The sequence below is a fragment of the Streptomyces inhibens genome (assembly GCF_003389455.1).
Lineage (GTDB): Bacteria > Actinomycetota > Actinomycetes > Streptomycetales > Streptomycetaceae > Streptomyces > Streptomyces inhibens.
The window spans coordinates 1-8,419 of sequence record NZ_QUAC01000388.1; the positions used below are offsets into that span (position 1 = coordinate 1).

The 8,419-nt window shown below is 72.7% G+C and carries 8 protein-coding genes; 6 read left to right on the forward strand and 2 right to left on the reverse strand.

What is annotated here, in order from left to right; all coding sequences use genetic code 11:
- The 4 genes from DY245_RS35260 to DY245_RS35275 form a co-directional block, all read left to right on the forward strand.
- Positions 1–873 (forward strand): acetate--CoA ligase family protein (locus DY245_RS35260; RefSeq protein WP_181924015.1); only part of this gene is annotated, 873 nt, incomplete at its 5' end.
- 62 nt (positions 874–935) lie between these two features.
- The gene (locus DY245_RS35265) at positions 936–1,529 is read left to right on the forward strand and encodes a DUF5998 family protein (RefSeq protein WP_128511174.1); all 594 of its coding nucleotides are present in this window, start codon (positions 936–938) and stop codon (positions 1,527–1,529) included.
- On the forward strand, positions 1,529–2,719 hold the full coding sequence (locus DY245_RS35270; RefSeq protein ID WP_128511175.1) for an alkaline phosphatase family protein: 1,191 nt from the start codon (positions 1,529–1,531) through the stop codon (positions 2,717–2,719). Before DY245_RS35265 ends, DY245_RS35270 begins: the two co-directional genes overlap by 1 nt.
- A 103-nt stretch (positions 2,720–2,822) precedes the next feature.
- Positions 2,823–3,488 (forward strand): thymidine kinase, encoded by a 666-nt coding sequence (locus DY245_RS35275; protein WP_128511176.1) that lies wholly within the window; start codon positions 2,823–2,825, stop codon positions 3,486–3,488.
- A 99-nt stretch (positions 3,489–3,587) separates the two neighbouring features.
- On the opposite strand, the gene DY245_RS35280 is transcribed toward DY245_RS35275, so the two are convergent.
- Positions 3,588–4,364, reverse strand: coding sequence for a VOC family protein (locus tag DY245_RS35280; RefSeq protein WP_128511177.1), 777 nt, complete (start codon positions 4,362–4,364; stop codon positions 3,588–3,590).
- 259 nt (positions 4,365–4,623) lie between these two features.
- On the opposite strand from DY245_RS35280, the gene DY245_RS35285 reads away from it, so the two are divergent.
- Positions 4,624–5,463, forward strand: coding sequence for a sulfurtransferase (locus tag DY245_RS35285; protein ID WP_128511178.1), 840 nt, complete (start codon positions 4,624–4,626; stop codon positions 5,461–5,463).
- Between the two features lie 125 nt (positions 5,464–5,588).
- On the opposite strand, the gene sepH is transcribed toward DY245_RS35285, so the two are convergent.
- On the reverse strand, positions 5,589–6,659 hold the full coding sequence (gene sepH / locus DY245_RS35290) for a septation protein SepH (RefSeq protein WP_128511179.1): 1,071 nt from the start codon (positions 6,657–6,659) through the stop codon (positions 5,589–5,591).
- Positions 6,660–7,154: 495 nt separating this feature from the next.
- On the opposite strand from sepH, the gene DY245_RS35295 reads away from it, so the two are divergent.
- Positions 7,155–8,363, forward strand: coding sequence for a hypothetical protein (locus DY245_RS35295; RefSeq protein WP_128511180.1), 1,209 nt, complete (start codon positions 7,155–7,157; stop codon positions 8,361–8,363).
- Positions 8,364–8,419 lie beyond the last annotated feature (56 nt).

Below are 8,419 nucleotides of genomic sequence, written 5' to 3' on the forward strand. Positions count from 1 at the left end.
CCCGCCTACCCCGCCGCCGAGCGCGCCGTGCGCGCGCTCGCCGAGGCCGTCCGCTACGCCGCCTGGCGCCGGGAGGCCGCCGAACCGGGCCGGGTGCCCGAGTACGACGACATCCAGGAGGCGGCCGCCGGCGCCGACATCGAGCGCCTCCTGGACCGGCTCACCCCGGATGCCCCGACCGGCCGCTCCGTCCCCGTGCCGCCCCAGGACGCCGAGGCCCTGCTCGCCCGCTACGGCATCCACACCCGCCCCGTCCTCCCGGCCCCCGACCCGGACACCGCCGTCCGCGCCGCCGCCCGCCTCGGCTATCCGGTGGCCCTCAAGACCACCGCCCCCCATCTACGCCACCGCGCCGACCTCGGCGGCGTCCGCCTGGACATCGCCGGCGAGGCCGAACTCCGCCGCACGTACAGCGAATTGACCGACTTCCTCGGCTCTCCCGAAGAGCTGCGCCCGGTCGTGCAGTCGATGGTGCCGCGCGGCGTCGACACGGTCATCCGCGCCGCCATCGACCCGGCCGCCGGCGCCGTCCTCTCCTTCGGCCTGGCCGGAGCCCCCTCCCAGCTGCTCGGCGACATCGCCCACCGCCTCATCCCCGCCACCGACCGTGAGGTCGCCGAGCAGATCCGCTCGATCCGGGCTGCGCCCCTGCTGTTCGGCTGGCGCGGCTCCCAGCCCGTGGACACCGCCGCCCTGGAGGAGCTGCTGCTGCGGGTCTCCCGGCTCGTCGACGATCACCCCGAGGTCGTCGGTGTGGACCTCGAACCGGTCGTCGTCGCCCCGCACGGCCTCTCCGTCCTGGGAGCCACCGTCCGGCTGGCCCGGGCCCCCGCCACGACCGACCTGGGCCCCCGCCGGCTGCCCACGTACTGAGGAGCCCGTCACCGTCACCGCTGGGGGCCGTAGAGGCCGGCAGGCCCCGTAGGATGGACCCCATGGCTAAGACCGGTACGACGACCCAGGGGCTGCGCGCGGCGATCGAGCGCAGTGGCTACTACCCGACGCTCGTGGCCGAGGCGGTGCAGGCCGCGGTCGGCGGGGAGCCGGTGGTCTCGTACCTCGTCCATCAGGAGACGACCTTCGACGCCAACGAGGTCCGCCGCCATGTCACCGTCCTGGTCCTGACCGGCACCCGCTTCATCGTCAGCCACACCGACGAGCAGGCCGCCGACGCCACCTCCCCGTCGCCGTACGCCACCACCTCCACCGAGTCCGTCAAGCTGGGCCGGATCTCCTCCGTGGTGCTCAGCCGCGTGGTCGCCAACCCCGAGTCGTACACCCCGGGCCAGCTGCCCCGCGAGGTCGTGCTGACCATCGGCTGGGGCGCCGTCGCCCGCCTGGACCTGGAGCCGGCCGCCTGCGGCGACCCCAACTGCGAGGCGGACCACGGCTACACGGGCTCCTCCACCGCCGACGACCTCTCGCTGCGGGTGAGCGAGGCCGGCGACGGACCGGACTCGGTGCGCGAGACGCTCACCTTCGCCCAGGCGCTCTCCGAGGCCACCGCGGCCACCACCACTGCCCGCTGATGGTCCACATCGCCCCCGCCTGGCCGGAACCCGAACCGCTCGACCCCCTCGGCGCCCCGGTGCCGCAGTACGGCACCGCCTCACTCGCCGATCTGCTGCCCACCATCGCCGCCGGGCTGGGGGTGGCCGACCTCGCCACGACGATGGAGCTGGCCCCCGCAGACCGGGCCTGCGTCTTCCTGATCGACGGCCTCGGCTGGGAGCTGCTGCGCGCCCACCCGGAGGAGGCGCCGTTTCTCGGCTCGCTCCTGGGGACGTCGTTCAACGGCACCGGCCGTCCGCTCACCGCGGGCTTCCCCTCCACCACGGCCACCTCGCTCGCCTCGGTCGGCACCGGCCTGCCGCCGGGCGCCCACGGACTGCCCGGATACACCTGCGAGGACCCGGCCACCGGCGCCCTGATGAACCAGCTGCGCTGGTATCCGTGGACCGACCCGTACGCCTGGCAGCCGTATCCGACGGTCTTCCAGCTCGCGGACGCCGCCGGCGTCCACACCTGCCAGGTCTCCGCGCCGAACTTCCAGCACACCCCGCTCACCAAGGTCGCGCTCAGCGGCGGCACCTTCCACGGCCGGCTCTCCGGCGAGGACCGGATGGACCTCGCCGCCCAGCAGCTCGCCGCCGGCGACCGTTCGCTGGTCTACACGTACTACTCCGAGGTCGACGGCAAGGGACACCGCTACGGCGTCGACTCCGATGCCTGGCGCGGCCAGTTGATGTACGTCGACCGGCTCGCGCAGCGGCTGGCCGAGCAGCTCCCGCCGCGCAGCGCGCTCTACATCACCGCCGACCACGGCATGATCGACATCCCCTTCGACCCGGAGTCCCGGATCGACTTCGACGAGGACTGGGAACTGCGCGCCGGCGTACGCCTGTTGGGTGGTGAGGGCCGGGCCCGGCATGTGTACGCGCACAAGGGCGCGGCCGCCGATGTGCTCGCCGTATGGCGCGAGGTGGTCGGCGAGCAGATGTGGGTGGCGAGCCGCGAAGAGGCCATCGCCGCGGGATGGTTCGGACCGTATGTCGACGACCGGGTGCGCGCCCGGATCGGTGATGTGGTGGCGGCCGCGCACGCCGACATGGTGATCATCGCGACCGAACAGGAGCCCCGGGAGTCGGAGATGGTCGGGATGCACGGCTCGATGACGCCGATGGAGCAGCTGGTGCCGCTCCTGGAAGTCCGTACCTGACCCTTACGGCTCCCGCCGCCCGCCCATCGACCGCCGGCCTCCAGTCCGCCGCCGGCCTCTCGCCCCGCCCCTCCCCACGAGCCCGAAAGGCCCGCAACTTCCCATGCCCGAGCTGGTGTTCTTCTCCGGAACGATGGACTGCGGAAAGTCGACACTCGCTCTGCAGATCGAGCACAACCGCTCGTCCCGTGGACTGCAAGGCCTCATATACAGCCGCAACGACAGGGCCGGCCGCGGCAAACTCTCCTCCCGCCTCGGCCTGGTCACCGAGGCCGTCGAGGCGGCGGACGGCATGGACTTCTACGCCCACGTCGTCGGCCAGCTCTCCTCCGGCGGCCGGGTCGACTATGTGATCGCCGACGAGGCGCAGTTCCTCGCCCCCGAACAGGTGGACCAACTCGCCCGCGTGGTCGACGACCTCGAACTGGACGTCTTCGCCTTCGGCATCACCACCGACTTCCGCAGCAAGCTCTTCCCCGGCTCCCAGCGCCTGGTCGAACTGGCCGACCGAATAGAGGTGCTGCAGGTCGAGGCGCTGTGCTGGTGCGGCGCCCGCGCCACGCACAACGCCCGCACGGTGGACGGCCGGATGGTCGTCGAGGGCGCACAGGTCGTCGTCGGCGATGTCGTCGGTGATGTGGACAGCCCGCCGGCCGAGGTCGGTTACGAGGTGCTGTGCCGACGTCACCACCGCCGCCGCCAGACCTCGGCGACCGCCCGCGCGGCCGCGCTTTCGCCGGACGTACTGCCGGTCGACAGCACGAAGTAGCCGGCGGGGCCGCCGGCATCGGCGGAGAGCCTCGCGGCAAGGGGCCAGACGCCGACGGCGCGGCCGCCGAAGCGGGGTAAGGGCTGTCGTGACCGGCGGTCAGTGCTGCTGGAGGATCGTGAAGACCGCGCCCTCGCTGTCGGCGACCGTCGCCAGGCGCCCGTGTGCGGAGTCCCGGGGCGGTTGCAGCACACGGCCGCCCAGTTCGGTGACCCGGCGGGACGCCGCGTCGGTGTCGGAGACGGCGAAGTACGTCATCCAGTGGGAGCCGCGGTCGCGTGGCAGCGCGTTGCCCACCCCGTGGATGCCGGCCACCGCTTGTCCCTTGAGCTGCAGCGTCAGATAGTCGAGGTCGGCCGAGGCCGCCGGCTCCGCCTCGAAGCCGAAGACGTGCTCGTAGAACGGCCCGACGGATTCGGTGTCCTGGGTGACCAGTTCGTTCCACACCGCGGTGCCCGGTTCCCCGGTGATCGCGGTGCCCATCATCGACCTGCCCTGCCAGATGCCGAAGATCGCGCCCTGCGGGTCGGAGCCGATCGCCATCCGCCCGGCGTCGTCGTCCGCGTCCAGCGGGCCGACGCCCACCGTCCCGCCGCAGCAACGGATCTGTTCGGCGGTCACATCCGCGTCATCGCTGGACAGATACGTGGTCCAGGAGACGGGGAGATGGCGGTCGGGCGCCAGTTCGCCGACCCCGGCGACTTCTCTGCCGTCGAGGAAGGCCCGGGCGTACGGACCGAAATGCTGCGGCCCCGGGCGGAACTCCCAACCGAACAGCGCGCCATAGAACTCCTGCGTCGCGGACAGACTGTTGGCCAGGAGGCTCACCCAGCAGGGCGCGCCGGGCATCCGCCGAGTCGCTGCCTCGGTCGTCATTGTCACTCTCTCCTCGGAGCGTCGGTGTGCTGACCATGTGCGGTACGTGCGGTACGGGCGCGGGTCCCGAGCAGATGCTCGCACCCTGTGACCTGCTGTGCGCCCCGGCCGCGCCGTCCACGGCACGTTCGCGAGGGAGAATGCCCGTTTTGACGTTTCCCACCCGTTTCGGCGACGTTACGCCACGGCGTAACTGCGTCATACGGAGGGTGGGCACCCGCCTTCTGTACGTAGTCGTCGCTACGCAAGGATGAGTCCCATGAATGCCATCATCACCGCTACCGAACTCGCGAGCGAGTTGGCACAGCCCGCCGCTCCGGTGCTCCTGGACGTCCGTTACCAGCTCGGCGGCCCGCCCGGTCGCCCCGAGTACGAGGCCGGCCATGTGCCCGGCGCGGTCTATGTCGATCTCGACAGCGAACTGGCCTCGCCCCCCGGTGCGGCCGGCCGGCACCCGCTCCCGGACCTGGAGGTCTTCGCCGCGGCGATGCGGGCCGCCGGTGTCCGCACGGACCGTCCCGTCGTCGTCTACGACGGCGGCCAGGGCTGGGCCGCAGCCCGCGCCTGGTGGCTGCTGCGCTGGGCGGGTCACCCGGATGTGCGTGTCCTGGACGGCGGCCTCGCCGCCTGGCAGGCATCCGGTGGAGCCATGAGCATCGACAAGTCGACTCCGTCGGCAGGTGACTTCACGCCCGCGCCCGGGGCGCTGACGCTGCTGACGGCGGACGACGCGGCCGCGCTGGCCCGCCGCGGTGTCCTCCTGGACGCGCGGGCCGCCGAGCGCTACCGCGGCGAGGTCGAGCCCATCGACAAGGTCGCCGGCCACATCCCGGGCGCCGTGTCCGCGCCGACGACCGAGAACGTCGCCGAGGGCGGCACGGTCTTCCGCGACGCGTCCGAACTGGCCGAGCGGTTCGCGTCGCTGGGCGCCACCCCGGACGCGGAGGTCGGCGTCTACTGCGGCTCCGGCGTCTCGGCGGCCCACCAGGTGCTGGCCCTCGCGGTCGCGGGCATCCCCGCGGCCCTGTACGTCGGCTCCTGGAGCGAATGGTCCGCCGACCCGTCCCGTCCGGTTGCCACCGGCGCACAGCCCGGCTGAGCCCCCGCCGGGGCCCGTGAAGGGGCCGGTGACGGGCCCCGTACGACGCCGTCCGCCCGCCCCCTGGAAGCAGGGGACGGGCGGACGGGTCTTTTCCGTGGGGAGCTGCCGGGCAGGCCGCCCCGCTACTCCGGTTTCTTTCGCCGGGTGCCGAAGACGATCTCGTCCCAGCTGGGCACCGCGGCCCGGCGTCCGGGCCGCACGCCGTCGGCCTCGGCCTGCCGGTCCGTCGTCCCGGTCAGCCGGTCGCGGTGGCCAGCCACGGCCCGCGGCATCAGTACATCGGCGTACGCGGAACCCGCGCCCGCACTCGCCGCCGGGGCGGGCGGCTCCTCGACCTCGGCCGCGGGCTCCTCGTCGGTCTGCGGCGCCTTGGCGCTGTCCGGTACGACCATGTCGCCACGGAAGCTCGGTACCGCCTCCAGCAGACTGGTCAGCGAATCCCGCTCACGCTCCCGCTCACCGACGGCCTCCTCAGCGACCCGCGGCTCACCGTCGTCCCCGCCGGACTGCTGCGCACGCTCGCTGCGCTCGGGCGTCTGCCGGTCCAGCGCGCGGTCCAGCGGCCGGTCGCGCGGCAGCCGCGCGATGCGGGGTACGAACGGGAAGCTCGGTTCGGGCGTGTCGTCGCTCTCGCCGATCAGCGCCCGCGCCTCGTCGTCCACGGCCTGGACGAGTCGCCGGGGCGGGTCGTAGGTCCAGCTCGCCGAGTGCGGTTCGGTCGCGACGCGGTAGACAAGCAGCACCTCCCAGGTGCCGTCGTCCCGGCGCCAGGAGTCCCACTGGACGCTTTCCTTGTCGGCGCCGCGCAGCAGCAGCCGCTCCGCGACCGCCTCACCGAGCTGCGGCCCGGTGTTCTCACCGGGCCGACGCACCGGGGTCTTACGGGCCCGCTCGGCCATGAAGGCGCGTTCGGCGAGCACCGGGCCCTCGAAGCGGCGCACCCGGTCGACGGGGATACCGGCGAGCTGGGCGACCTCTTCGGCGGAGGCTCCGGCTCTTATCCGCGCCTGGATGTCCCGCGGGCGCAGATGGCTCTCGACCTCGATCTCGATCTGGCCCAGCCGCGCACGGTCGTTGCGGACGGCGGCGCGCAGCCGTTCGTCGATCGGAAGCGTGTACTCGGTGCTGTCCGCAGCTTTGAGCACCAGCCGTGTGCCGTCGTTGGAGACGGCCACGACACGCAGTTCGGGCATGGGGACCTCCCGGGTGGTGCCTGCCGACGTCACGTGCGTCGCTGCTTCCGCTAGTCGAGTGTGGCCTGCCCGGGTGCAGCCTGCCACAACATTGCCGAGTTGCCCGGCGTGTCGGGGCTTGGCCCTGAAACGCCGTTATGACACGGTTACCTGTTCGCAACGCTCAGTGACCATGCCGCTTGTCCTGTGCCGATCACCCGTGCCGAGCGGCGGCGCCCCGGGCGAGTGCCGCCTTCAGGGCCCCTCCCGCGGGTTCCGGGCAGCCGGACGGGAACCGGGGCCAGGGCTCGCCACAGTACTCCATTCGGGCCACCGAGGTGGACCGCCGCGCCGCTGAACTTATGGGCGGACAACGGAGTTGAGTCGCCTTGTCGACCTCTCTACCAGGCACACGGGTGGCGAGTTTCACAGATTCCCCAAATTCGGAACTAATCACTCCGCCAATTGGTCACTTCTCCATGCAAGATGGATCGAAGGGGCTATCAAAGGTTGGAGATGGACGAAGAAACCGAAAGCGCCACGAAGAAGAAGGAGAAGCGGATTGATCTGAGCGTTGCTCAGGTAGCCGGCAGCGCCCTCGCTGCGGCCGTCGCCGCGTTCCTCGCGGGACGCCTCGGCGTCTACGGAACCATCATCGGCGCGGGTGTGGTCAGTGTCGTGGCCACGACCGGCGGCTCGATATTCCAGCACCTGTTCCGCCGCACCGGCGAACAGATCAAGGAGGCGACGGTCACCACCCGGCCGAAGCCACGCCGCTCCTCCTCCACCCGTCATCGATCCACCACACCGCACGCACCGCAGGCCGGCCCCACCATGGTGTTGCCGACCTTCGACAAGCAGGGCACGGAGGACAAGGTCACCTCCGTCGCCGCGAAGACCTCCGGGCCCGGCACGGCCCGTACCCAGCTGATTCCGCGGGCCGAACAGGCCCGCCGCCGCGACCCGGCAAGTGCCCACCCCGTTCCGCCGGCCGACGAGGCGACGCGGATGCTGCACCCCGCCGACGCCGGCGCGACCCGCGCATTGCACGCGGTGGACGGCGCCGGCCCGGCCCGGCCCACCGACAGGACGCAACTGGTGCCGCGTCTCGACGAGCGGACCGCGGCGCTGGGCCAGGCGCCCGCCCGCCCGGCCGCTGCCGTCGGCGTGTGGCCCCCGGCCGGACGGCCCGAGGAGCTCAGCACCACGACGTACGGCACGCGGCTGCGCGGCTGGAAGCGGCCGGCGCTCGGCGCGCTCGCGGTCTTCGTGCTCGCCATGGGGGCGGTCACCGGCACCGAGCTGATCACCGGGCAGACGCCGAGCGGCGAACAGGGCACCACGCTGAGCAACCTCACCCGCACGGGGGGACCGAGCCGGCACCAGCCCAGTACCCCGCGGTCGCCCGACCCCGGTCACTCCACGGGTGACGGCCGGCGGCACGGCAGCAGCGACGAGCCGACCCCGGACCCCGGCCGGTCCGGCGAGAGCGGTACCGGCAAGGGTGACGAGCAGGGCACCCCCTCGCCGACCCCGAGTCCGTCCGACGGCGGCAAGAACTCGCCGGACCCCTCTACGTCCCCGTCCCCGAACCCGTCCCCGAGCGGCTCCACCGGCAGTGACGGTGGCACCGGTACCGGCGACGGCTCGACCGGTGGCGAGAACCAGGGAGGCCAGCAGCAGGAGTCCGGAGCCCAGCAGTCTCCGGGCGCCGAAGCCTCCTGACCCGGGGCGGACCCGCCACGTGCAACGGCCGCGACCCGGTGTCCCCTCAGGGCACC

What these genes read in the sequence shown, in the direction of transcription:
- DY245_RS35265 (WP_128511174.1), top strand. Translation starts at nt 936, where the DNA reads ATGGCTAAGACCGGTACGACGACCCAGGGGCTGCGCGCGGCGATCGAG.
- DY245_RS35270 (WP_128511175.1), top strand. Translation starts at nt 1,529, where the DNA reads ATGGTCCACATCGCCCCCGCCTGGCCGGAACCCGAACCGCTCGACCCC.
- DY245_RS35275 (WP_128511176.1), top strand. Translation starts at nt 2,823, where the DNA reads ATGCCCGAGCTGGTGTTCTTCTCCGGAACGATGGACTGCGGAAAGTCG.
- DY245_RS35280 (WP_128511177.1), bottom strand. Translation starts at nt 4,364, where the DNA reads ATGACGACCGAGGCAGCGACTCGGCGGATGCCCGGCGCGCCCTGCTGG.
- DY245_RS35285 (WP_128511178.1), top strand. Translation starts at nt 4,624, where the DNA reads ATGAATGCCATCATCACCGCTACCGAACTCGCGAGCGAGTTGGCACAG.
- sepH (WP_128511179.1), bottom strand. Translation starts at nt 6,659, where the DNA reads ATGCCCGAACTGCGTGTCGTGGCCGTCTCCAACGACGGCACACGGCTG.
- DY245_RS35295 (WP_128511180.1), top strand. Translation starts at nt 7,155, where the DNA reads ATGGACGAAGAAACCGAAAGCGCCACGAAGAAGAAGGAGAAGCGGATT.